This is a genomic window from Sphingobacterium sp. UBA2480 (assembly GCF_002341965.1).
Lineage (GTDB): Bacteria > Bacteroidota > Bacteroidia > Sphingobacteriales > Sphingobacteriaceae > Sphingobacterium > Sphingobacterium multivorum.
The window spans coordinates 551,004-573,903 of sequence record NZ_DDPA01000004.1 but is presented as its reverse complement, the minus strand read 5'-3'; the positions used below and the strand labels follow the sequence as shown (position 1 = coordinate 573,903).

Genomic DNA, 22,900 nt, shown 5'->3' with positions numbered 1-22,900 from the left:
CTGAAAGATAATAATGAAAAAGTATATATACTCGATTTCCTGCCTATTACTGGTATTTTCCCTCGGGGCATGTAGCAAATATCTCGACGTGGATCTAGAAAATCAAATGACTTTAGAAGAGGTTTTTAATAAACGGAAAACCACGGAAGAATATCTGGCTCAGGTGTATGGCTATTTGCCTATAGAACATGATATGTTCAATGGTGAAGGCGGAAATGTTCCGCTGAGTGATGAAGCCTTATTTTCATGGGTAGCCTGGGTTCCATGGCTTAACTTTGCGAATGGGGCATGGGGCGTGACAACCCAGGATTATACAACTTGGGAACAGAATTATAAAGGGATTAATCAGGCAACCATTTTCATTGAAAATATTGATAGAAATGTGGAATTGAGTGCTGCTACTAAAGATATTATGAAAGCCGAAGCCCGTTTTTTAAGAGCCTATTTTTATTATCTGCTTTTAAAAAGATATGGACCTGTATTTGTATGGGGCGATCGTGCTCCCGATAGTAAAATTGATCCAACAACAGTAGATCGTATGTCTTTGCAGACAAATGTGGATTTCATAGTTTCTGAATTTGATAAAGCAAGTGCCGTATTGCCACAGGAAATAACTGATCAAGCCTGGTATGGTCGATTGACAAAAGGGGCTGTGATGGCCGCAAAATCTGAATTACTGCTGTATATGGCTAGGCCGCTATTTAACGGAGCGAAACTTTATATAGGAATAAGGAATAAAAGCGGTGAATTCTTATTTCCACAAACCGCAGATCCCAATAAATGGGAGCTTGCGGCCAAATCTGCCAAAGCGTTGATTGACCTGAATGTGTATGCACTTTACCAAGATAACAAAGAGACGAACTCTTTTCGACGTGCAATTAAATCCTACATGGGTATTTATTTTGATAAGTGGAATTCGGAAATTATTTGGGGAAGATGGTCTGATGACGGCTTCAATTATAACGTCCGTACGGCTCCACCGCGAGTTGTGACGATGGGCTGGGGCGGTTATGCACCTTCGCTAAAACTGGTCGACAGCTATCCGATGGCAAGTTCAGGACGCTACCCGATTACAGGTTACAGTAGCAATGGACAGCCTATAATTGATGAAAAATCAGGATACCAAGAAACGGGATTTACAGATAACTATGTACATCCGTTAGACAATTTTGCCTCCTTTAAGGCGCACAACAGTTGTGTCGGAAGGGATGCACGTTTCTACGCATCCATTTTGGCAAATGGAATGTATTGGACCAATCCAAAACCTCAACCCAGACAGGTGACATTCTTTGACGGCGGAACATCTTCGTATACGAAAACAGGGGACTGCGTAAAGTCAGGTTACTTGTGGCGGAGAATGAGTGATCCAACAAATGATATCGAAGCAGGTAACTGGGGGCAGTTTGCATGGCCATATTATCGTTTGGCTGAGATCTATCTAAACTACGCGGAGGCTTGCAATGAAAAACCTGCTCGTGATGAAGTGGAGGCGTTAAAATATATCAACCTGGTACGTAAACGGAGCGGCTTGAACGACTTGGAAGTTGCTTATCCAGAGGTTCGGGGAAATAAAGAACTCCTGCGGGTATTGCTGCGAAAAGAAAGAATGGTCGAATTGGCATTTGAAGGCCATCGTTACCCCGATCTGAGAACCTGGATGATTGCAGAGGAAGAAATGAATGAGCCCTATTATACCCGTAATGTTGCCGCAACTTCTTATGAATCCTCTTGGGAACGGACCAAAGATGTTTTTCCTGGAAAGCGAAGTTTTCAGGCCAAACATTATTTCTTCCCGATACAGCAAAAGCAACTGAGCGAGATGATCAACATTACACAGAACTATGGATGGTAGTACTTATTAAATAATACTGAAAACGATGAGAAATTATATATCCTATTGTGTTCTCCTGTTGACACTTTTCCTGATGAATGGATGTCAAAAGGATGATCGAATGAACAACATGGTCGACGACACCATTTATTTCAGAGATTTCAAAGAGAATAAAATAACGGTATTTGACTGGGGAAAATTTGATTATAATGTAACTGTTGTTAAGGCTGGAATTGGACAACAGGGAGCAAAGATAAACTTCAAGATTGACGAAGCGTACCTAGCAGCCTATAACGCGCAGCAAGGGACAAATTATAAGCTGCTTCCTGCTGACTGCTATAAAATTGCAAATACAACACTAGCCTTTGAAAAAAAGGATTATCTGCAGGATATTGCAGTTGCTTTTGATACTGAGCGCATAAAAGTGCTGCAAGGAAAATATAAGGAATTATATGTGCTTCCGTGCCGCATTGAAGCAGAGGGAGGGGGGTTACATGCGCTGAAACCTGAAATGGCAACGACATTGTTGATTCCTAACGTTAAAGACCCATTTTTGGAATTCACTTCACCGGGTCTGCAGCTTGATCAGATCAAACTGAGCCCCACAGGAGCTGAACAGGTCGTAGGAAAAGCGACATTGGTCACCAATTATCCCAATCAATGGAATCTTGACTATGAAATTGAAGTGGATCCCGTGATTTTGGATAATTACAACGGAACGGTATCAGACGATAAGAAGTTGAAATTACTACCAAAAGCGGCCTATCAGCTTTTACCCGCAACTTATAAAATTGCTGAAAAGGAGAATAAAACGAGTTTTTCATACACTATTCTGAAAAAAGGACTTATTGATGGAACAACCAATTTATTTGGGGAGTATGCGTTGCCTTTACGGATTAAGTCTGTTTCAAAAAATGGTATTAACCCCGATGCTTCGACAATATTGGTTCCAGTGTCCTTTCAACCGCCAGATATCCCCCGTAGTGGCTGGAAAGTAATTGCGGCTTCTTCCGAATGGATTGGCGGTGGTGAAAAGGAAAATATATTGGACGGGAATCCCGATACCTACTGGCATAATGTCTGGATGGGAGGAGAACCCCCATTACCGCATTATGTCATAATAGATTTTGGAAAGGAATATAATGTGATGATGATTGAATTAACAAGAAGGTTATGGAATAATGACTTAAAAGTCGTTGAGTTCTCGACTAGTAATGACAATAAAACATATGTTCCAATAGGGAAGATTGATTTCGGAACAAACAGTCCCAAATCGACTTTGGCCGTGAATGTTCCGACGACAAAGGCCCGTTATTTAAAATGTACGGTAACAGCAAGTAATCGTCCGCCTTCATCTGCTATAGCAGAAGTATATGTCAAAGGATTATAAAATACATCCGAAATTAGCTATAATACAACATCAAGTATAGTCTAATATACAATTTGGTAGATCTGAAAGTCACTCCATTTTCCGGAGTGACTTTTTTGCTTTTTTAATATTTGTTCCTAAAATAAAAAAAGCGACTCTTTTGAAGTCGCTTTTTGTAGCCCGTAGGGGAATCGAACCCCTGTTTCAAGAATGAAAATCTTGCGTCCTAACCCCTAGACGAACGGGCCATATCGTTTTCGATGATGCAAATATAGAAGCTTTTTCAAAAAGCACAAAAAAAAAGTGCTGTCTGTGTGCTAATTCATTGAAATTGAGAAAAATTATTTTTTTAAAGGACCTATTCTACAGCGTAGGCGAGCATATATTCATTGAACTTCTCGTAATGTACGTCATATAGATGTGTATGTTGATCGCTGTGGAGTTCGAGTTTTAATATACCCTGCACCTGATAGTCGAATGGTTGTATGGTCATGTTATTCAAGAAGGAGACCCCTGCATTTCCCTGAAGTTTATAAATCGCTTCTTTAGCGCACCAGCAAGCATAAAGCTGCTCATATCGGTTCTCATCCTGTGCGATGAATGCAAGCTCCGCAGGTTTTAGAAACTTATGTTGGATACGCTCTACTTTTGTTTTGATGATTTCCATGTCGATACCCACCTCTCCTTTTGTACTGATCATAGCTGCGGCATAATCAAATGAGTGTGAAAGTGATATTTTTTGGGGGAAATTGGCGAGATAAGGCTTGCCATTTGCATCAGATGGACATTCTATATAACGGGATGTGTTTAATAAGGTGCGCAACAGCACACGGGTGGCAAGCCAATGTAACCGTCTTTTCCCTTTGTTGAAAGACCCTAATTTCGCTTTTTCACGTTCATCCAATTGAAGTTTCGACAGTAAATCGTCGTCCGATTCCTCAATTCGCCAAATTGCAAATTTGGTTTGGCTATCAATTTCACGTAGATACACTAGACTCATACCCAAATTTAAAAAACAAATCGCAGATTTTTGTTTTGAAAAATGAAGTAAAATTAGTGGGAGAACTGTATTTTTGAATTTGTATAGCATTGCCTGATGCTTTTGCTATTTTGATACACATGATTTTATCTGATAAAAGAATTCTCGAAGAGATTGAAAATGGCAGCATTGTCATTCAACCATTTGATCGTAAATGTTTAGGAACAAATTCCTACGATGTGCATTTGGGGAAATATTTGGCAACGTATGCAGACCGTGTACTTGATGCCAAGAAGCACAATGAAATTCAGCATTTTGAAATCCCGGAAGAAGGTTTCGTCTTGGAACCCAACACCCTTTATTTAGGTGTTACGCAAGAGTATACCGAAACGCATAAACATGTTCCTTTTTTAGAGGGCAAATCGAGTACTGGTCGCTTAGGGATAGATATTCATGCAACTGCAGGAAAGGGCGATGTCGGTTTCTGTAATACCTGGACCTTGGAAATTTCGGTTGCTCAGCCTGTTCGGGTTTACGCGGGAATGCCAATTGGACAATTGATCTATTTTGCTGTAGAAGGCGATATCGAGACATTTTATAACACCAAAGGTAACGCAAAATACAATGGCAAGACCATCCGTCCGGTGGAGTCGATGATGTGGAAGAATAACTTCTAATGAAAACGATTGGATGGATTGTATTAGCGACGCTATTGATTGCGCTCATCAGTAGCGTGCTTTATTATTTTGTTCATCCAATGTTTGGTGGAAGTTTCAAGGGAGCTCGGCTTGAACGTATGAAACAGTCCCCCAATTTTAAAAATGGTATTTTTCATAACCTCGAAGTAACGCCATCGTTGAAAGGCGATGTGAATATGGTCTCTTTGTTGTGGGATTTCCTTTTCAACAAGAATCCCCACTTAAAACCTATCAGTGTATTGCCAGCTATGGAATGCGATTTAGCACATCTTCCCGCAGATGACGTACTGATTTGGTTTGGTCACTCCTCCTATCTATTGAAGTTAGATGGAAAATTAATAGTGGTAGATCCAGTATTCAGCTCAAATGCTTCTCCCATACCAGGTAGCAATAAAGCATTTAAGATGTCGGTCGACTACGCGGCGATGGTTTTTCCGAAAATTGACTATTTGTTTATCTCGCATGATCATTACGATCATCTGGACTATGAGACTGTTGTGAAATTGCGGGATAAAGTCGGTCAGGTGATCTGTGGTCTCGGAGTAGGGGCGCATTTTGAATCTTGGGGATACAAGGCCGATCAGATCATCGAGGGTGATTGGTATGACCAGATAAAACTGGCGCCCGATTTTCAGGTAACCTTCACACCCGCAAGGCACTTTTCGGGACGTAGATTTACACGGAATAATACCTTGTGGACATCTTTTGTGTTAAAAACTTCTAAGTACAGCATTTTCTTGGGGGGAGATAGTGGGTATGGTAAGCACTTCAAAAAAATAGGTGACCAATTTGGTCCATTTGATTTAGCGATCTTGGAAAATGGCCAGTATAACGATGCCTGGCATTATATCCATTCTTTACCTGATGAATGGGCTGCTGAAACGAAGGATCTGAAGGCCCAAGCTATTTTACCCGTTCACTCTTCTAAATTCGCGTTGGCGATGCACGATTGGAAAGAACCCATGGAGAAATTTTACGAGACGGCGAACAAAGAACAGATCACACTGCTTACGCCAAAAATAGGGGAAATGATCCATTTGAATAAATTAGATACCGTATACGCCCCTTGGTGGCGGGAAGTTAACTAAGGATCTATTTATTTTTTTCCTCGATCCATAAAGACATATATTTTGTGCTCTGCATCGTGTGGTGCAATAATATCTGACTAATAAAGTTTTGTTGACGATGCCTGTCAATCTGTACTTTTAATAAAGATAGATTAGTCATAAAATCGGACTGATACTTTCGTTTTTCATAACGTTCGTTGATAATACGGATACCATGTTCTTGGGCCGTTTTCCAAAGATCTTCATTTTCGTAGAGCTCAACAGTCTTTCGGCAGAACGTTTCGGGATCGTCTTCGATAAAGCCATTCCAGTCCAAATTGCCCTTCATGGCTTCTGCACCAACTTTCGTGGTGACAGATGGTGTACCTGTCTGCATGGCGTCGATAAACTTCCCTTTCACACCGGCACCAAATTGAATTGGAGCCACCAGTAGACGGTAACTTTCCATGGTCAGACGAGCAGATTCCGCTCGGCCCTTGATCAGGAAATTCTCTTTTGGATTGTTTAATTGTAGTACTTTTTGGGTTGCATAGGCACCATAAATGTGTAATTCTACTTTTGGGAGCATCTTCCGTAATTGCGGCCAGATTTGTGTTTTTAGGTATTGTACCGTATGCCAGTTCGGCTCATGGATAAAATTTCCGATAAATAATAAGTTCTTGCGCTCTTCGAAGGTGTTCCATTGCTCCACATCTGCAGCAGTGATCTCATCTTCGAGAAAAGGGAGATAATAAAGGATATCGGGTGAAATGCGAAATTCTTCGATCAGAATCTTCATTTCGGATTCGGAAATGATCAACGAGAGGTCACTGCGCAATATCGCGGCAATTTCCCGTTTGGCCGTATCGGTAAATAACTCTTGAAAGGAAAAATCACCGTTATTTTTGACGGATGTCTGTCTCGCCTGACGCAAAAAATGCAAATCTTCCGTGTCAAGTACGCGGAGTGCATTTGGACAATGCTGTGCAACACGCCAACCATATTGCTCTTCTACCATAAAGCGGTCAAATACAACAATGTCGGGCTTAAGTTGCGCAATAAATTCATCAAAGCTGTTACTATTCAGTACGATGGCCTGTTCCTGGATCCCGAGAGACTGTAAAGGTGCACTATACGGCGATTTGGCAGCAGCAGAAGCAAATGTAATCTGATAAGAGCGATTAATAAACGTCTCAATTAATTGCATCATACGGAAGCCCGCTGCTGAAGATGTTGGCTCTGGCCACACCAGTCCGATGAACAAAACCTTTTTCTCTTTCATGCCGGAAAATTACTGATTAATGTGAAAAGAATTGACGAAAAATTAACAATTAGTCATTTTCAAACGATTAGCTTTATTTCGTGTTTATACTATATCTCAAGGTTATTCATCATTAAACGATTATATGGCCAAAACTATTGCGCAACGAATTCGACATTTTTCACCAAAGACCTATTGGAAGGAACTAATAGCTGTTTTGGTTATTTTGTTGGCCTTTGTATTTTTTAGAAATGAACGAAAAGAGCTTGCTGCCATCATTCCACATTTGCGTGCGGCCAATCTAACCTGGGTTTTGGTCGGCGTTGGAATTACTCTCGTCTATATTGTACTTCAGGGATTGATGTATGTGCAGAGTTTTAAAGCGATAGGCCTTTCTATTAATCTGAGAATCGCTATTGATCTTTTCCTCAAGCGAAATTTACTCAGTGTGTTTCTGCCTGCGGGTGGGATTAGTTCTTTGGCCTATACCACAACGCAGTTGCGAAAAAGAAATTTGAATACGACGCAAATTCATCAAGCAGGGGCGCTGTATGGCTATGTCGGACTACTGACGGTCTTTCTGATCGGTGTACCTGTTATATTGTATACGATTTGGCACAATAAAAATTTTGGTGATGCCTGGATCTCATTGGTGGTTTTGGGGCTGCTTCTGGGCGTCGTATTTTGGCTCGTTTGGTCTTTTAGAACACACAAAGGCGTCTATCGCTGGGTTGAACTAAAATTTCCTGCTGTAGCCTCTAATATCGATGAAATATTCTCAGGAGAGGTCAAGCTAAAATATTTGTTGGGTACCATGCTGGCATCGATGGTCGTTGAATGCTGCGGTATTGCCCATGCTTTTGTAAGTATGTATGCCCTTGGTTTGGACCACTCTTTCGAGGCTGCGGCTATTGCCTATACTGTTTCGGTGGTATTGATGATTGTTTCTCCTTTTCTACGGGGGCTTGGGGCTGTGGAGTTGACTATGCTGTATATTTTTAAAGCGTACGGCTACTCGCAGGCAGAAGGATTGGGCATTACAATTCTCTACCGGGCATTCGAATTTTGGTTACCTTTAGTCCTGGGGCTTCTGGCTTTTGCATGGCGTGGGAAACAATTGCTGGCACGTATTGGCCCAGCGCTGCTTATCTTCTTCTTGGGCATGGTAAATCTCGTATCTGTATTGACGCCTCCTTTGGCCGACCGGATGAAACTTGATCGTTTCTATTTGCCTTTAGAAGCAATTCACGCGTCCAAATTTATGGTGTTAGTGTTAGGCTTAGGGCTGTTGGTGACCTCTGCGTACTTGATCAAAGGTTTCCGAATTGCATTTTGGATCGCCGTGGCGTTTAGCGCCTTGTCGCTTTTTGGGCACGTGTTTAAGGCATTGGACTATGAAGAAGCTTCGGTTGCTTTATTGACCTTGATTTTACTGGCCATGAGCTATAAGCAATATCGGATCAAGAGTAATATTCGCTGGGTGCGAATCGGGTTTATCACATTTTTTGTTGCTCTCCTAGCCATATGCCTGTTTGACGTATTGAGCTTCTACTTCATTGATAAACAGCATTTCGGTGTCGACTTCACCTGGCGACAATCTATCTATCATACAGCACGAAGCTTCCTCTTGTTTGCTGATGATGAATTGATGCCCCAAACGGCATTTGGACAAGAATTCCTGCGGATTACGCAAGTACTTGGACTTTTTTGTTGGCTCCTACTAATCTACGCGTTAGCTCGTCCCCGTCTCCTCGCAGATGAAGACTCCAGCCAATCTGAATTGGAACGTGCAGAACAATTATTGATTGAGTTTGGTCAGTCTCCCATGGATTTCTTTAAATTGGGAAAAGATAAGAGTTTGTTTTTCTCAGAAGTCTCGGAGGGATTTACCGCTTATCGCTTGGCGAATGAATTTGCTATTGTATTGGATGAGCCTGTCTGTGAACAGGGGGATAAGGAAGAGTTGGTCCAGGAATTCGATCAATACTGTTATGCGAATGGTTTAAAGGCCATTTATTACCGTGTTGATGAAAATAGTTTGGTTCATTTTTCATCCCTACGTAAACAGAAGATCACCATTGGACAAGAGGCTGTATTAGAATTGGAAACATTCAAGCTCGAAGGAAAAGAACGTAAGTCATTACGCAATGGACTTAATGCAATTCAAAAAAAGGGTTTTACAACAGAAGTGTTGAAAGCGCCGCAGGAAAAGGCAATTATAGATCAGTTAAGGATAATTTCCAACGAATGGTTAAAAGAATTTGATAAAAAGGAAATGGTTTTTTCGCAAGGGATGTTTGATGAAAATGAGCTTATTTTGCAAGATATCATTGTACTGAAAAATGAGCAGAATACTATCGTAGCCTTTCTGAATATCATCCCCGACTATGCGAAAGATGAGTGCACCTACGATATGATTCGGAAGTCTCTTGATGCACCGGGTGGTAGCATGGATGCATTGATTGTTGAACTTATTGCGTATGCTAAGGCCAAAAAGTACGTCTATCTAAATTTGGGCATGGTACCGATGACGGGGTTGGGGGCGACAGATAGTCCCGCAGAAAAGATTATGAAATTTGCCTCAACACGATTGGGTAACTTTAAACATTACCATAGCCTGCGCGACTTTAAAGAGAAGTATGCGACATTTTGGGAAAATAAATACCTTATATTTGATAATGATTTTGATCTCATACAACTTCCTGTAGCACTGGTCAAAGTAATGAAACCGAACGAATAGATTCATGTAGATGCTGTACAGATGAAAAAAATAGCTACCTTATTAATAATTGCTGGCATGGCGTTTCATGCGTTTGCACAACAGCGTTTGATTGACATGAAATATTGGAACAATAAAGCTGCATTACCTTTGGTTCTCTATCTGAGTGGCGATGGTGGATTTAATTCATTCTCTAACAAGCTTTGTGAGCTGATTGCTGGAGTAGGATATACTGTGGCAGCGATCGATTCGAAAACCTATTTCTGGAAGAAGAAAAGCCCGAGTGAGATTGCTGCCGATGTTTCGAATACACTGAAAAACGTACTCTTAGCACGGCAAAATATGCATCTTTTTGTAGTGGGGTATTCATTTGGCGCAGACGCGGTTCCTTTTATTATTAATCGCCTGGATCCCGTCATTAAGAAGAACCTAAAGAGTGTTGTCCTGCTGGAACCATCTGTGTCAACAGATTTGGAGATTCATATAGCGGATATTTTGGGTCGGAGTAATACAAAGCGAAGTCTTGACGTGATTGCGGAAATCAATCGAATGGGTGCAGTCAAAACGGGCGTTATTCTTGGCGATGATGAAGCTGATTTCCCGATACAAAAGATAACACTTAAGAATTTCACAAAGAAATACCTGTCCGGCGGGCATCATTTTAGTGGCAATGCAGACCAGGTCGCGAAGAATACTGTTGCACTCTTTTAGCCGAGGAGCCTAGTATAACTTTGTTGATGGTCAGATCAAGTAGGCGACCAAATAGACAGCTCTTTATTTTTTTGTGATCCAGGGTATGGTGCGGTATCATTTTCTTATCCTAGATCAAATAATTCAGGGAAAGAAGGTGTTACTTTTGAATGACTTATAAAATAGATAAAAATGGAATTAGGAATAGGAATGTTTGGCGACTCGAGGATAGATCCTGTTACAGGTCAAATCCAGGCAGCACAAGATAGAATGAAAGAAATTATTGAAGAGATCAAGCTTATGGATCAAGTAGGATTGGATTTCTTTGGAATAGGGGAGCATCACCGTGCAGATTATGCGGTTGCAGCACCCGAAATTATCTTGGCTGCGGCTTCTACCGTTACCAAAAATATTAAATTGGGCAGTGCAGTTTCGGTATTAAGTTCTGCCGATCCGGTTAAATTATTTCAGGATTTCGCAGCCGTCGATCTTTTATCCGATGGACGTGCTGAGCTCATGGCAGGAAGAGGATCCTTCATTGAATCCTTCCCTTTATTTGGTTATGATCTAAAAGATTATTCCGAGTTGTTTGAGGAAAAACTAGAGCTTTTGCTTCGCCTGAATAAGCAAAATCCAATTACTTGGCGCGGTAATTTTAGAGCACCATTAATCAATCAGGAAGTTTTCCCAAGACCTAAAAATGGATCACTACCGATTTGGGTTGCAGTAGGTGGCACAACATCTTCTGTGATCCGTGCCGGAAAGTTGGGCTTACCGGTTATGTTTGCCATCATCGGCGGGATGTATGAAAGCTTCGATCATTTATTTGACATGTATCGTCAGGCTTATGAGGATAATGGACACGATATGGCTAACTTTCAGGTTGGGGTACATATGCATGCGTTCTTTGGCGACAACAGCGCTCAGGTAGCAGATTATTACTATCCGATTTATTCTGCACAGATGGATCGTATAGGAGCAAGTCGTGGTTGGCCTCCATACCAACGCACACAATATGACTTCGGAAGGTCTTCCAGAGGACACCTTATTGTTGGGGATGCTGCTTATGCCGTAGATAAAATATTGCAAATACAGGAGAAATTTGGATTGACACGCTTCTCTGCACATATGGATGTGGGCGCCCCTGGGCATAAAGAAATGCTGCGTTCTATAGAGATTTTTGGTGAGAAAATAGCACCTGAAATTCGAAAGGCTCTTCATAAAGATGCCTAAAGAGCGATTATCATTTTTTTAACGCTGAGATATTCGCTACCTTTGTGTCGTAAATCATTTTAGAGAGTAAGATGCTTGGATTAAAGTTGTTGACAGATCCGCGATGGGCAAACATTGCAGAAGGAAATTTAGAAGAGATTTTGACAGATCATGCCTGGTGTGAACAAAAGGCTGCTTCAAATGCCATATCCTTAATTACCAACAACTCAGAACACGAAGATTTGGTGCATGAGCTGACAGCAATCGCAATCGAAGAAATGGAACATTTTAAGATGGTTATTGATATCATCAAAGAACGTGGCTATACCTTGGGTCGTGAACGGAAAGATGATTATGTCGGTCAATTGATGAAATTCTCTAAAAAAGATGGCAGTAGAAATATGGCTTTTATTGACCGTTTATTATTCGCGGCGATGATTGAAGCCCGTAGCTGCGAACGTTTTAGAGTGCTTTCACAAAATATTCAAGATAAAGATCTTGCGAAGTTTTACTATGATTTAATGGTGTCTGAGGCAAATCATTACACCACATTTCTAAATTTTGCACGCAAATATTCCGTAGACGTCGACGTAGAAAAGCGTTGGAAGGAGTGGTTGGAATTTGAAGGGAAGCTAATTCAGTCGTACGGAAGTAAAGAAGCCATTCATGGCTAATTGAACCTCGCTCCTACCTATTTTAAAACACATACATAACAGTTGTCCCGTTCTATTTCTTAGAACGGGATTTTTTGTCACTTATTTATTCTTATCTTTGTACCGTGATTGAAAAAAGTAAAATAATAGATATCAGGAGTTTGTCTTTGGATCAGATCAAAGATCAACTTACCGCGTTGGGGGAGCAGGGCTTTCGTGCGAAGCAGATTTATGAATGGATTTGGGTGAAATCTTGCGTAGATTTTGATCAGATGAGTAATTTGAGTAAGCCCCTTCGTGAGAAGCTGAAAGCGAATTTTACGATCAATGCAGTTACAGTCAAAGAATCTCAGATCAGCTCAGATAAAACAATTAAAAGTAGTTTTTGGCTCTATGACAACAACATCATTGAAGGGGTGTTAATACCTGCTCCGGAACGAATGACCGCTTGTGTCAGCTCACAGGTGGGCTGTAGCTTAACCTGTAAGTTCTGTGCAACTGGTTATATGGACCGTAAACGGAACCTTAATGCCGATGAGATCTATGATCAAGTCGTTCTTATCAGCAAGCAAGCCGAAGAGTACTATGGGCAGCCACTGACAAATATCGTTTATATGGGGATGGGCGAGCCCTTGTTGAATTATGCCAATATGATGAAGTCTGTTGAGCGCATTACAGCGCCAGATGGATTGAATATGGCCGCCAAGCGGATCACGGTGTCCACAGCGGGTATCGCAAAAATGATTAAGAAATTGGGTGATGATCAGGTACGTTTTAACCTAGCACTTTCTTTGCACGCGGCAAATGATAAAAAGCGGAATGAAATTATGCCTATCAATGAGCAGAACTCACTGAAAGCATTGGCAGAAGCACTCAAATATTTTTATGCGAAAACAAAGAGCCCAATTACATTTGAATATATTGTCTTTAACAATTTCAATGATGAGTTGGAGGATGCAAAAGAACTGGCCAAGTTCTGTAAACATGTTCCTTGTAAGGTCAACCTGATTGAATACAACCCTATCGCACTGGCCGATTTCCTGAATGCTGAAGCAGATAAAATCGAGGTATTTGCAAATTATTTAAAAAGCCAAGGTATCATCACGAATGTGAGACGTAGCCGTGGTAAAGATATCGATGCAGCCTGCGGACAATTAGCAATTAAAGATAAGGAAAAAGAGGAATCCGAAGCATAATCTGAAGGATAGTTCCTATCTTTAATAGGGAATTAACCAGATGAAATCCGAATTAAATAAGGTTTTTAGCGATTTTATAGCCATATTTTTTCCAAGGGAATGTGGCTGTTGCGGCTGTGTGCTAAAATATCAGGAAAAGTTTGTCTGTACAGCATGCGATTTCCATTTGCCTTATACTAACTTTCACGAATATTCGGATAATGATACCGCAAGACAGCTCTGGGGGAAAGCTCCTGTGGAAGAGGCCTGTTCATTCTTATTATTGCAAAAGGATAGTCGCGTAGAGCGCCTCATTTATCAGATTAAATACAATAACCAACCTTTTCTTGCAGAATATTTTGGTTATCTATACGGCTTAAAATTAATCAAAATAAAGGCCTATCAGGATATCAATTGTATTGTTCCTGTGCCATTGCACCGTAGCAAATTCCGAAAAAGAGGCTACAACCAATCCACTTACTTCGGAAGAGGGTTGTCCAGAGCAATGGGAATCCCCTTGCGGGAAGATATTTTAGTCAGGAAGAAAGCGACAATGAGCCAAACGGGTAAGGGGCGGATCGACCGGTACGACAATGTAAGTGATATTTTCGATTACAAAGGCACTATGTTGCCGGCTAACGTACATATCCTTGTGGTTGACGATGTATTGACCACGGGAGCAACGGTTGTTTCAGCAGCATTGACACTCTTAGATGCAGTTGATTGCAGAGTATCTGTTGCTACGCTGGCAAGAGCCTAGTTCGAAAGGCTATCCCATAACTTATACCCTTCTCCGTCCGGATAAAGCGAATTTCAATAATTACGGTAACCACTATTACGAGCAGGCCATGCCTTCAATAGTAATGACCAGGTCAAAACGAATTCAACACGTTATTTGCGACGTCGGTTGACATAGTTTAGGAGATAGGCAAATCCTGCCATGCCGATTCCGATGCTGTCTGCAAATAAATCCCACCAGTCACCGCTGCGATACGTAAAAATATAAAGCTGAAGTAACTCTGTCAGTCCTGCAAATAAAAAACCAAGGATGGAAACGACAAAGATTGGAAGCCAACGGGTCGGTTTCCCATGGAATTGCTGGATTACACCGTTGTATAGCAATGTACAGAAAACAAAGAACATCCCACAATGGACTAATTTATCCATACCTGGATAGGCGGGAACTGCATCAAAATTATTGCCCGGGAGGGTGCATAAAACAATAACTATTATGGCCCAAATAAAACACCACTTATAGTCTAATAAGATTTTAATCATGGCGATAAATATCCAAAAATTTCCTGATAGAAATAAAAATATTATTTATTTAAAAATTATTTCACTGTAAATCAGTTGTTTAGTTATATTGTTTTGTTTTATATGGTACTATGTATTGCATGGTACCATAAAATACATATATCTTTGTATTGTTATGATAGCTGAAAATACACAAATCCAAATGAGGAAGGGGATACTTGAATATTGTATCCTATCCATAATTTCTCGAGGAGAAATTTATGCCTCCGATATTATCAGCGAACTGAAGAAAGCTCAATTATTGGTTGTGGAAGGAACCTTATATCCGCTTCTAACACGTCTAAAAAACAATGGACTGTTAAGCTATATATGGAAGGAGTCAACTTCAGGTCCGCCTAGAAAATATTATGAAATTACCCAAGAAGGGTTAGAAGTCCTTTCGCGACTAGATGTTACCTGGAATGAGCTCGTGTTTGCTGTAAACACCTCATTGGTGGGTAGAAACAATGATTCAACTAAACCAGTTAAAGATAATAACGATGAATAAGACAATAATTATCAACATAAATAGTATCGTCTTCCATATTGAAGAGGATGCTTATGAGGTGCTTCGCTCCTACATGATTGATATAAAGAAGCACTTTGGACAATCGGAAGATAGTAAGGAGATTTTGGAGGACATCGAAAATCGTATTTCTGAAATGTTTACCGAGAAGATTCAGGCTGGCAGCAAAGAAGTTCTGAATATGGACGATGTTAATGCCGTTATCGAGCAAATGGGGAGCGTCAGCGATTTCGAGTCTGAGGATCAGGATGGTTATGCGTCTTTTCAGCGCCAGCCAAATGCAGATGGTTTTAAAGTAGGGAAGAAGCTGATGCGCGATCCCGATGACAAAGTTTTCAGTGGAGTATGTAGTGGATTGGGGCACTTTTTTGGTATTGAGGCGAAATGGGTACGCTTACTCTTTGCTTTATTTGTTGTGATCGGTGGATCGGGCGTATTGGTCTATGTTATCCTATGGATCGTAATGCCGCTCGCTGTAACCCGTGCAGATAAGATGGAAATGCGTGGTGAAGCACCGAATATTCAGAACTTCAAACGTTCTTTTGATGAAGAAATGAGCGGGGTAAGGGACTCGTTCTCGAGGGGAATGGACCGCACCGGAGATGGTGTTGCTAAATTATTGCAGGTTTTTGTGAAAGTTATCGGCGTATTCTTTGTTATTATCGTCGGGTTAACGCTCATCGGATTGATCATTGGACTTATCTTCTTTGCACTGGCTATTGTGAACGTAATTCCTGACGTCATGGACGATTCTGGTCCTTTCTACCTCATGAATCCGAGCGATGTACCTTTCGCTTTGATCGCGGGTTTCTTGGCCATTTTTATCCCTTTTGCCGGGTTGTTCTATTTGCTTCTCCGTGTTCTCTTCGAGAAAAAACCAATGAACAACTATTTGACAACCACCTTGTTTTTAGTCTGGTTGGCATCGATAGGCGGTATCATCTACTACGCTACATCGGTAGCAAAGGAATTCAAAGAGTCTAGTACGATTGTTGAAGAGAAGCCACTGCAAAAACAAGCTGTTTATTACTTAAATGAAAATGATATTCGGGTAATCCGCTTAAAAAATGGCGTAAAAAGCGGTTTGGGGATCAGGAATGAAAACCTTTCGACCTATCTGCGACGTAATATTCGTATCCGTGTCGAACGTATCGACTCCCTACAGGAACCTTATGTACGGTATGAGTATTCGGCTAAAGGAAATTCTTATAAAGTCGCAACGGATAGAGCTGGTAAAATTAACTATGCATTGAGACAAGATAGTACATCATTAACATTTGACAATGCGTTCCAATTGAATGAAGGTGAGCTCTATCGGGATCAAGAAGTCAATATTACGTTGTTTCTCCCAGTAGGTACCAAGTTGATCATTAATGATAATTTGGAAGATAAATTAAGGGATATTTCATTTTACGAATGTCGTGACCGTTATAGTGAAGATCTAAGGGATATAAAAGAAGTCGAATTTGTAGTTACATCACTTGGGTTGAAATGTGCCTTGCCGCCCAAAAAGTCAGATGACAGTGACGAAACAGCCACTGAGGGGAATGAGGTAGTTGCACATGATACGTCTGTTGTCATCCGTCGGGATACCATTATTAATCTCAAAAAAGATGGTGTTACCATAGAGACAAAAAAGAAATAACATAAACCAAGTCTTCCGCCTTCAGGCGGAAGACAAATTATTACCGCTATAACCAATCGAAAATCAGTACTGACCTTCGTGTTATAAGCCTATTTAATACCATTAAAAGTAAATGCTATTACACCTATTTATAAACGAATGAAAAGATATTTTTACCTCTTACTCTTAAATTTTTTAATTACTTCATTTGCCTATGCGCAAGTGAAAGTTACAGGCAAAGTACATGTGGAAAATAATGTGCCTTTGGCCTCGGCAACTGCTTATCTGATGAAGGCAAAGACGACTGTCATTCTGAAAGCCGTTGTTACTGATGAAAATGGAGAATACCAATTTTCGGATATACAAGCTGGAAGTTATTATGTCGAGGCGAAAATGGTCGGGTATACCACCAATAAGAGCAATGTTTTTGATATCAGCAAATCAGACCACAAGGTCCCGGCGATCCTGCTGAACACGGATACACGAAAATTGCAGGAGGTCGCCGTAGAGGGTAAGCGGCCGATGGTTGAAAGCAAGCCCGGTAAACTGGTTTTAAATGTGGAAAATTCGCCTTTAGCCGCAGGGAATAATGCCTTAGATATTGTACAGCGGGCTCCTGGAGTGAGTTTAGATAACAATAATAACCTACAGTTGATGGGGCAATCTGGTGTATCCGTGACCATCGATGGTCGGCAGACCTATATGTCCGGTGAACAGTTGGTGAATTTTTTGAAGAGTACGGATGGCAATCAGATTAAGTCCGTCGAAGTGATTACTACGCGTGCAGCAAAAGATGACGCTGAGGGAGCAGTGGGTACAATTAATATTGTCCTCAAAAAAAATCGGATGGAAGGTTTTAACGGAACCTTTAACATGACGGCAGGGAGGGGAGAAAAATTCAGAGGGAATAGCTCCTTATCCTTAAACTATAAGAAGAACAATACGACAGTATTTGGATCGTATGCGTATTCGGATGAAAAAAGCCACCGGAAGCTTCTGCTTGATCGTGTTATTCAGAATAAAGGTGAAAAGACCTATTTTAAACAAAGGTCGATATTGGACGAAAAGGAACAGAACCATTCCTATCGCTTCGGTGTTGAGCAAAGGACATCGGCCAGAAACACCTTAACCGTGCAGTTTAATGGATCGAATAATATCGAATACAACGATAACGATAGTAAAACCAATGTAGGAAAGTCTTTTACAACATTGGATTCGCTTTTGATTTCAACATCGCAGTTCAAAGAATTATTTGATCGTTACTCCGCTAATTTAAACAATGAGTTTAGAATTGATTCGAATGGCAGAAAACTTACCCTTGACCTGGATTGGAGTAAATTCAAAAGCAGCAAACGCGTAGGTTATAATAACCAATATTTTGATGGTCAGATGAATGCGATTACGCCCGAAGAGATCCAACGCAGTAGAATGCCTATCGGAATCGATATCTATGTCGCCAAACTGGATTATGAACAACCGCTATCTAAGGTCTCCAAGCTTGAGATGGGGGCTAAATATTCTAACGTTACGTCGGATAACGATTTAACCTTTGAAGACTTTTTGAACAATTCCTGGATTAATAATGAAAAGCGTACGAATCATTTTGTGTATAAGGAGCAGATCGCCGCTGGATATATAGACTATAATAATACCATAGGGAAATGGGGCCTGAAGGTCGGCGCGAGGGGAGAATATACATTTTCTGACGGGAACTCGTTGACCTTAAATAAGCAAGTGAAACGGAATTACTTTAAACTTTTTCCGAATGCAAATCTGACGTATACACTCCATGAGAATCATATCCTTTCCTTAGGTTACGCAAGGAAGATCACGCGTCCTAATTACCGACAGTTGAATCCTTTTGATTATTTTATTGATAAACTAACCTTTGAACGTGGTAATCCTTACCTGAATCCGCAATTTTCCAATGAATTCACCCTAAACTATACCTTGATGCAACGTTATAATGTGACATTGGGTATTAACGATGTGCGGGATGCGATTGTAGAGAGCATGGGGCAAGATTCGGTGCTAAAACAAACGTGGGTTATACGTGAAAATTTAGGTAAAAATTTGACGGCTTATCTGAATCTGAACATCCCGGTTACGGTATCCAAGATTTGGAGCATGAATAACAATATTACAGGCATCCACTTTAACTTTGATGGCATGGTGAGTGGTTATCCGCTGAAAAGGACCTCCTTTCTTTTGCAGGCTACATCGATGCACAATTTAAAACTGGCGAAAAGTCTGTCCGCTAATGTCAATTTGAGGTATTTCTCGCCGTTCAACTATAATGTATACGATATGAAGGCCCGTTGGGATATGGAGGTAGGAGCGACCAAGACATTTAAAGATCAACGTAGTTCGTTGAAGCTGGCGGTGAGCGACTTGTTTAATACAGGGAATCAGAATCTGAAAACCAATTTCGGCGATTTTGACTCCAGTATCAGGCAATACCAAGATCGTCGCGTGGTTCGATTGACCTATTCGTATAAATTCGGAAATTTAAAAAACAACTATCGTAAGAAAGATACAAGTAATGAGGAGAAAGAAAGAGCGCAATAGGCCCTTGAATTTTCTAAAAAAAGCGACACCGCGAGATGATCTAAATCATCCTGCGGTGTCGCTTTTTTTTATAGACAATGCTATTAGAAAATGTATTTGGTACTTAAAAAGTTCGATTCATTTTCACTAACAATGTCATTCAACAATTTCTTGTTTTCTTCGGTGAACTTTGCCGCGACCAGGGAGCGTATCGAGAATGAACGCAAAGCATCCACAACGGATAATGTTCCCTCAGCGCTATCTTTTCTTCCGGTGAAAGGGAAGGTATCTGGACCACGTTGACATTGGCAGTTGATATTGACACGACTTACCTGATTGACCAATGGATCGATTAAAGACGACACAACAGCCGCATTGTTACTAAAGATACTGACCTGCTGTCCATGCGAAGAGCCGATCAGGTACTCGATAGGTTCCTCAAGGTCATCAAATGGCACAACAGGGATAACTGGACCAAATTGTTCCTCTCTGTAAAGTTTCATTTGAGAATTGACCGGATAAACGATCGCTGGGTAGAAGAAAGATTCTGCTACTTGTCCACCATTTTCGTTAATCACCTTTGCACCATACGCTTTTGCATCTTCGATACATTCCGTCAGATAAGCTGGTTTGTTAACCTCTGGAAGAGGTGTCAAAGACACGCCTTTTTCCCAAGGCATACCATACTTTAATTTAGCAACTTCCGCAGAAAGACGTTTTAGGAACTCTTGTGCCAAGCTGCGGTGTACATAGATAATTTTAAGTGCGGTACAGCGTTGGCCATTGAATGAAAGAGAACCCAGTACGGTTTCAGAAACAGCAAGATTTAAATCGGCATCCTTCGTGATGATTGCCGCATTTTTTGCGTCAAGACCAAGAATTGCGCGTAGACGGTTAACTTTAGGATGTAATTTCTTAAGTTCGTCAGCAACACGGCTTGAACCGATCAACGTCAACACATTGATCTTTCCAGACTGCATAAGACTTGGAACGATCTTGTTTCCACGACCATAAATTGTATTGACAACGCCTTTCGGGAAGCTTGTTTTGAAAGCCTCTAATAAAGGGTAATGTAATAATGTACCATGTTTAGGTGGTTTGAACAACATCGTGTTCCCCATGATCAAAGCAGGGATCAACGTTGTGAAGGTTTCATTCAATGGATAGTTGAATGGTCCCATACATAAAACAACTCCTAGTGGAGATCTTCTAATTTGGGCTATAATACCTTGTTCGATCTGAAAACGGGAAGAATCGCGGTCAATATCTTTCAATGCGTCGATCGTTGCGTAGATATACTCTACCGTACGGTCAAACTCCTTAACAGAGTCAGCATAGGATTTGCCAATTTCCCACATAATAAGCTTGACAACAATGTCCTTCTTGGCAATCATCTTTTGTGTGAAATTTTCAACACAAGTAATACGATCGGCAACGCTCATTGTCGGCCATTCTCCACGGCCATTGTCGTATGCTTTTACAGCAGCTTCCAAGGCTTCCATGGACTCTTTTTCAGTACAAACAGGGAAACTACCGATGCGCTTACGTTTCAAGCCGCCCTTAGTCTTTACACAGATAGGTGAAAATACTTCGTTTACTTGACCCGTCCAAGAAATCATTTCTCCATTGGAAAGGAACTCTCTTTGATCGACCTGTTCGTCTAGCGTAAATTCTGCGGGAATGTCTTTCTCCTCGTAGAAGATACCTTCTAAGTTTAAGCTCATTGTTTTTAAAAGTGGTTTAGATTGATATTTATAAAGATATTGCTAATATACTGTAAATATTACAATATTTGTTAATTTTTTATTAAAATAAGTTTAGGTACTAGTGTTTTCATTACAATCCATGCAATTAAATATGCGATTGAACAGAACGAAAAAATAATAAAATATCCCGCTTCTTCTCCCTTGAAACCCATAAAGACAAGTTGAGTCTCTTTGGCATAGTCGAATAGCCAGCCCGAAGTTTTATTGATAATAAAGGCTCCTACACCGCCCGCAAGCCCGCCGATTCCTGTAACAGTGGCAATGGCGCGTTTTGGAAAAGAATCGCCAATAGTGGAAAAAATATTGGCCGACCACGATTGATGTGCCGCACCTGCAAAACCAATTAAAATAACGGGTATCCAATAGGAAATATGCCCCAAGGGTTGTGCAAAGAGTACGACTAATGGGACGAAAGCAAACAGCAACATAGCTTTCATTCGACCTTCATAGGCATTCATTCCCTTTTTCTCCACAAAATACGTCGGCAACCAGCCGCCATAAATTGACAGCATGGTGATCGCATATAAAACAAATATGGCCAATTGCCCTTCTGTATCAGAAGACTTTATGTCGTAAACGGCTGATAGATAGGCTGGCATCCAGAATAAGAAGAACCACCAGACGCCGTCGGTCATGAATTTTCCGAAGACAAAGGCCCAGGTTTGCTTGTACTTGAGGCATTCTGCTATGGTGGTTTTGGGCTGTTTTGTTAAGGCAGAATGCTCCGTTTGGTGTTCATGGTCATCGTGGTGAATGTAAGCCAATTCAGCCGCATTTACTTTTGGATTCTCGTGCGGTTTTTTATAAAGAAAGATCCAGAAACCCATCCAGACAAACCCAAGGGCTCCTATTATGATGAAAGACATCTCCCAGCCCCAGTGTGCTGCGATGACCGGAATGGTCAATGGAGCAGCCAATGCTCCTATGGTTGCCCCTGAATTGAAAATACTGGTGGACAATGCACGATCTTTCTTTGGAAAATACTCTGCGGTAGCTTTAATGGCCGCTGGGAAATTTCCAGCTTCCCCGACCGCCAATACAAACCGGGCGAAAATAAATAAGTTTACACTAACGCTGATGATTAAACCGGCATTGTTCACATGAGAAATAGCTTCTTTTGCACCCTCAAATCCAACAAACCACTCGCCAGCGACAATTCCTGAGGTTGCAATACCACAAAAAGCATGTAATATGGCGCCAATGGACCAAACAGCAATCGCCCATAGAAAACCTTTTTTTGTATCCATCCAATCGACAAAACGTCCCGCGAAAAGCATGCTGATGGCATAAAAAATAGAAAACAAAGCGGTAATATTTCCATAGTCCGTATTTGTCCAGTGGAATTCAGGGCTGATAAAATCTTTCCAGGTTAAGGATAATACCTGGCGATCCAAGTAATTGATTGTGGTAGCAAAAAATAGGAGGGCACAGATTACCCAACGGTAATTACCCTTTTTCTCTGTATTAATCATAATGGGTTTAATTGTTTATTTTTCTTGAACCTATCG

Annotated in this window: 18 protein-coding genes and 1 tRNA gene; 13 read left to right on the top strand and 6 right to left on the bottom strand. The window is 40.9% G+C overall.

The window, feature by feature from the left end; translation table 11 throughout:
- Positions 1-13 precede the first annotated feature (13 nt).
- Positions 14-1,852, top strand: a complete 1,839-nt coding sequence (locus B3600_RS09805) for a RagB/SusD family nutrient uptake outer membrane protein (RefSeq protein WP_286752811.1) — start codon at positions 14-16, stop codon at positions 1,850-1,852.
- Between the two features lie 25 nt (positions 1,853-1,877).
- Positions 1,878-3,221 carry a BT_3987 domain-containing protein gene (locus B3600_RS09800; RefSeq protein ID WP_286752810.1) on the top strand — a complete coding sequence of 448 codons (1,344 nt, stop codon included), beginning with the start codon at positions 1,878-1,880 and terminating at the stop codon, positions 3,219-3,221.
- Between the two features lie 155 nt (positions 3,222-3,376).
- Here the strand turns inward: B3600_RS09800 and B3600_RS09795 are convergent.
- Both B3600_RS09795 and B3600_RS09790 read right to left on the bottom strand, forming a co-directional pair.
- A tRNA-Glu gene (locus B3600_RS09795) sits at positions 3,377-3,448 on the bottom strand.
- Between the two features lie 110 nt (positions 3,449-3,558).
- A complete protein-coding gene (locus B3600_RS09790; RefSeq protein ID WP_112375444.1) occupies positions 3,559-4,200 on the bottom strand; it encodes a 4'-phosphopantetheinyl transferase family protein in 642 nt (213 codons plus the stop codon).
- 119 nt (positions 4,201-4,319) lie between these two features.
- On the opposite strand from B3600_RS09790, the gene dcd reads away from it, so the two are divergent.
- The gene (gene dcd / locus B3600_RS09785; protein WP_046673098.1) at positions 4,320-4,856 is read left to right on the top strand and encodes a dCTP deaminase; all 537 of its coding nucleotides are present in this window, start codon (positions 4,320-4,322) and stop codon (positions 4,854-4,856) included.
- A complete protein-coding gene (locus B3600_RS09780; RefSeq protein WP_286752809.1) occupies positions 4,856-5,965 on the top strand; it encodes an MBL fold metallo-hydrolase in 1,110 nt (369 codons plus the stop codon). The genes dcd and B3600_RS09780 overlap by 1 nt, the downstream gene beginning before the upstream one ends.
- A 4-nt stretch (positions 5,966-5,969) precedes the next feature.
- On the opposite strand, the gene B3600_RS09775 is transcribed toward B3600_RS09780, so the two are convergent.
- Entirely contained in the window at positions 5,970-7,205 is a 1,236-nt protein-coding gene (locus tag B3600_RS09775) for a glycosyltransferase (protein WP_286752808.1), read from the bottom strand.
- Positions 7,206-7,329: 124 nt separating this feature from the next.
- Here B3600_RS09775 and B3600_RS09770 point away from each other — a divergent pair, with 124 nt between their 5' ends.
- The 6 genes from B3600_RS09770 to B3600_RS09745 all read left to right on the top strand — a co-directional run bounded on the left by B3600_RS09770 (position 7,330) and on the right by B3600_RS09745 (position 14,393).
- Positions 7,330-9,924 carry a phosphatidylglycerol lysyltransferase domain-containing protein gene (locus B3600_RS09770; RefSeq protein WP_286752807.1) on the top strand — a complete coding sequence of 865 codons (2,595 nt, stop codon included), beginning with the start codon at positions 7,330-7,332 and terminating at the stop codon, positions 9,922-9,924.
- Positions 9,925-9,945: 21 nt separating this feature from the next.
- Positions 9,946-10,614: an AcvB/VirJ family lysyl-phosphatidylglycerol hydrolase gene (locus B3600_RS09765; RefSeq protein WP_286752806.1), complete on the top strand. Its 669-nt coding sequence runs from the start codon at positions 9,946-9,948 to the stop codon at positions 10,612-10,614.
- Between the two features lie 171 nt (positions 10,615-10,785).
- Positions 10,786-11,826 carry an Atu2307/SP_0267 family LLM class monooxygenase gene (locus B3600_RS09760; RefSeq protein WP_115046360.1) on the top strand — a complete coding sequence of 347 codons (1,041 nt, stop codon included), beginning with the start codon at positions 10,786-10,788 and terminating at the stop codon, positions 11,824-11,826.
- Positions 11,827-11,897: 71 nt separating this feature from the next.
- Positions 11,898-12,479: a tRNA-(ms[2]io[6]A)-hydroxylase gene (locus B3600_RS09755; protein WP_046673102.1), complete on the top strand. Its 582-nt coding sequence runs from the start codon at positions 11,898-11,900 to the stop codon at positions 12,477-12,479.
- A gap of 74 nt (positions 12,480-12,553) precedes the next feature.
- Positions 12,554-13,654 (top strand): 23S rRNA (adenine(2503)-C(2))-methyltransferase RlmN, encoded by a 1,101-nt coding sequence (rlmN, locus tag B3600_RS09750; RefSeq protein ID WP_376746599.1) that lies wholly within the window; start codon positions 12,554-12,556, stop codon positions 13,652-13,654.
- 40 nt (positions 13,655-13,694) lie between these two features.
- Positions 13,695-14,393 carry a ComF family protein gene (locus B3600_RS09745; RefSeq protein ID WP_115046362.1) on the top strand — a complete coding sequence of 233 codons (699 nt, stop codon included), beginning with the start codon at positions 13,695-13,697 and terminating at the stop codon, positions 14,391-14,393.
- A 131-nt stretch (positions 14,394-14,524) separates the two neighbouring features.
- On the opposite strand, the gene B3600_RS09740 is transcribed toward B3600_RS09745, so the two are convergent.
- Complete coding sequence (locus B3600_RS09740) at positions 14,525-14,911, bottom strand: VanZ family protein (RefSeq protein ID WP_083295776.1); 387 nt, start codon at positions 14,909-14,911, stop codon at positions 14,525-14,527.
- A gap of 154 nt (positions 14,912-15,065) precedes the next feature.
- Between B3600_RS09740 and B3600_RS09735 the strand changes: the two genes are divergently transcribed.
- The 3 genes from B3600_RS09735 (at position 15,066) to B3600_RS09725 (ending at position 19,647) form a co-directional block, all read left to right on the top strand.
- On the top strand, positions 15,066-15,437 hold the full coding sequence (locus B3600_RS09735; protein ID WP_046673104.1) for a PadR family transcriptional regulator: 372 nt from the start codon (positions 15,066-15,068) through the stop codon (positions 15,435-15,437).
- Entirely contained in the window at positions 15,430-17,100 is a 1,671-nt protein-coding gene (locus tag B3600_RS09730) for a PspC domain-containing protein (RefSeq protein ID WP_286752805.1), read from the top strand. The genes B3600_RS09735 and B3600_RS09730 overlap by 8 nt, the downstream gene beginning before the upstream one ends.
- A gap of 138 nt (positions 17,101-17,238) precedes the next feature.
- Entirely contained in the window at positions 17,239-19,647 is a 2,409-nt protein-coding gene (locus B3600_RS09725) for a TonB-dependent receptor domain-containing protein (RefSeq protein WP_070561483.1), read from the top strand.
- Positions 19,648-19,730: 83 nt separating this feature from the next.
- Here B3600_RS09725 and B3600_RS09720 read toward each other — a convergent pair whose 3' ends face one another.
- Together B3600_RS09720 and B3600_RS09715 are read right to left on the bottom strand one after the other, a co-directional pair.
- A complete protein-coding gene (locus tag B3600_RS09720) occupies positions 19,731-21,350 on the bottom strand; it encodes an NADP-dependent glyceraldehyde-3-phosphate dehydrogenase (protein ID WP_286752804.1) in 1,620 nt (539 codons plus the stop codon).
- 71 nt (positions 21,351-21,421) lie between these two features.
- Positions 21,422-22,864 (bottom strand): MFS transporter, encoded by a 1,443-nt coding sequence (locus tag B3600_RS09715; protein ID WP_376749823.1) that lies wholly within the window; start codon positions 22,862-22,864, stop codon positions 21,422-21,424.
- Positions 22,865-22,900 lie beyond the last annotated feature (36 nt).